Raw genomic sequence first — 1,772 nt, forward strand, 5'->3', positions numbered from 1 at the left:
CTTGGGCATGCGCAGATCGCGCTCGGCGAGGTTGTTATCGAAGGGGACGCGCAGGTCGGCGACGAAGCGCAGGACGCCCTCGCGATGCGTGCGCAATCGCTCGATGAGGTTGACGGCGGGGGTCTGCTTGACCCGTCGTCGGCTGCCTGGCGGCGGTCGGCGGCGGGGATGGAAGCAATCGGCGTCGGCGAGGAGGCCATCGTAACGGCTGAAGAGATCCTCGATCATGAGGCTGGGCAGAGCGGCGAAGCCGGCCGCCCGTGCCGCGATGGCGGTGTCGTTGGCCTCGCACAGCCGCGCGATGAGGCGCTTGGGCCAAAGGGGGACGGGGTCGGCCTCGGCGAGGGCGATCAGTTCGCGCAGAGGGTGCGCATTGCAGAAGGCCTGCTCGGCGGCGGTGCTCAAATCGGCCCGCCAGTGATCATGGACCAGGATCCCGCGAAAGCCCCCAGCAGGCCGATGGCCGTCAGCGCCTCGGCGCCGCGCTTGGCGTGGATGGCGTAGACGGTCAAGGTGGTGGTGCAGAGCACAGGCAGCCAGTGCAAGGCACCGGCCACGCGCATCCCGGTTTCGTCGGCATGGGCGACGGCGCTCTGCGCCACCGCTTGGCCGATCGCCGCCACCGGGGCGGCCAGGCGCGTCGCGGCCTGCCGGCCCCAGGTGACGAGGGTCGCCGGCGACAGCAGGATCCCCATCAAGGCGTTCAGCAATTCCGCGACCCGTTGATCGGGCAGGTTCTGGTAGTGGGTGAGATAGACCGCGAACGCCATCAGCCCCGCGCCGTCCTGAACCGGCGCGTTCACCGCCTCCGGAAAGGGGCTGCGATGCGTCTGACCGCAGGCACAAACGCCGGACACTGTCCGATACTCGGTGACCTCCCGGCGCACCACCAGATCGATCGCCTGACGGCGCTCGGGCAAGACCTCCACGTCGATCTCGGCGCAGTCACGGCCACAGGCGCAGACCCCTGCCAACGCCACGATGACGGTCTGTTCCGGGGTGTCGACCAGTGCGCGGGTGGCGCCAGGATGCCCGGTCTGGCCGCCCGGCGGCTTGCCGCTGCGCTGGCGCCGAGACTTGGGTGGAGGCTTCTTGAAGGGCGGATCGGACGACGGCGGCTTGCTGGAGTGGTGGCTATCCTTGGCCAGACGCGCTTCCAGTTCCTGGATGCGCGCCAGGAGTGCGGCAATTTGAGCGGCTTGCTTGGCATTCTCCGCACGCAAACGCGCCAACTCGGCATCTCTGCTGTCAGGGCAAGCGGGTGCGGGTCGAGCGTCAGACAGGATGAAAATTTACAGGCTGAGCAGGGTGTTTGGCAACTGATCCTGAATAGTTACAAATTTTGCCCTGAAAATAATATTGGCAAATCATAAGCTTATGTCAAGCTAACAAAGTAGAACTAAGTATAGGTTGCTTCTGGAAGTCCAGGCTTAAAAAATCCCGAACACCTATGGGTCATGGCCAGCAGCATCTGGCCGCCCTGTTAGCGAGCCTGACCCTGTTGGCGTTCCTCGTCCATACCGTGCTCGACCGACTCCATCCTGGTGACCAGGCGGTGCGCCGTCAACTGCCGTCGCGTCGCACCTTCTTCGAGCATCTGCGTGCCCTGACCCAGGATCTGCCCTTCGACTCCTGGGAGCACCTGTTCGATTTCATGCTGGAGGCTCTTCAGCCGGCGCAACCACCTCCCGCACGCCGCGCGGGCGGGAAGCAGGGGCAAATTTAGAATTGCTTCATCAGGATTGGGTGCGATCCAAACTGATGTGGTTGCC

At 64.9% G+C, this 1,772-nt stretch carries 1 protein-coding gene and 1 pseudogene; one reads left to right on the forward strand and one right to left on the reverse strand.

Annotation, left to right across the window (positions count from 1 at the left end; translation table 11 throughout):
* Window positions 1-1,232 (reverse strand): annotated as a pseudogene (locus tag QZY07_RS11680) (IS66 family transposase); the annotation flags it as partial.
* Between the two features lie 218 nt (window positions 1,233-1,450).
* On the opposite strand from QZY07_RS11680, the gene QZY07_RS11685 reads away from it, so the two are divergent.
* A complete protein-coding gene (locus tag QZY07_RS11685; RefSeq protein WP_295402653.1) occupies window positions 1,451-1,726 on the forward strand; it encodes a hypothetical protein in 276 nt (91 codons plus the stop codon).
* The last annotated feature ends 46 nt before the right edge of the window (window positions 1,727-1,772 follow it).

The organism is uncultured Thiocystis sp. (genome assembly GCF_903866365.1).
In the GTDB taxonomy this organism is placed as follows: domain Bacteria; phylum Pseudomonadota; class Gammaproteobacteria; order Chromatiales; family Chromatiaceae; genus Chromatium.

Bases quoted from the DNA above. Each gene is read 5' to 3' on its own strand.
- QZY07_RS11685 (WP_295402653.1), top strand. From the start codon at position 1,451: ATGGGTCATGGCCAGCAGCATCTGGCCGCCCTGTTAGCGAGCCTGACC.